A 598-nucleotide genomic window follows, 5' to 3' on the forward strand; every position below is an offset into this window, starting at 1 on the left:
GTGCTGGTGGTGACGACGTTGATCCCCGCCTCGAGCAGCCTGACGTAGTCCGGGATGGCCAGCGCGTCGCGTTCGGGGCCGCTTGCCGCGTACACCACGCAGTCGGGTTTCAGGGCGATCAGCGCGTCGGCGTCATTGGTGGCTTTCAGGCCGATGGGCTCCCCGTTGGCGAGTTCGCCCGCGTCCCTGCCGTCCTTGTCCGGCGAGTGCACCCACACGCCGACCAGTTCCAGGTCGGGTCGCCGGCGAATGGCGTCGATCGCGATCTTCCCGACTCCCCCGGTGGACCAGACGACGATGCGCATGAGCACTCTCCTTACTGGTTCGCCAGGGCCTCCCGGCCCGGGCCGGGGCACGCGTGTCGAACCTGAGCGTGTACATCAGCTGCAGGTTAACCTAAGATTTGTTCTTTAGGATAGTGTGCACTTTCTTAGCGATTTAAAGGCAACGGCCGTCTCGCCTTTCGGCACGCGCACTCGAGGAGGAACAGGATGACGACTCATCGCGTAGTGGTCTGGGCGACGGGTGGCATCGGATCGATCGCCATCCGCGCCATTCAACGGCGCCCCAACCTCGACCTGGTCGGCGTGTGGGTGCA

1 pseudogene is annotated in these 598 nt (G+C 64.7%); it reads right to left on the reverse strand.

The features are described from left to right. Positions 1-305, reverse strand: a pseudogene (locus A9X00_RS19335) (dihydrodipicolinate reductase); the annotation flags it as partial. Positions 306-598 lie beyond the last annotated feature (293 nt).

The organism is Mycobacterium sp. 1245805.9, from assembly GCF_001672915.1.
GTDB lineage: Bacteria > Actinomycetota > Actinomycetes > Mycobacteriales > Mycobacteriaceae > Mycobacterium.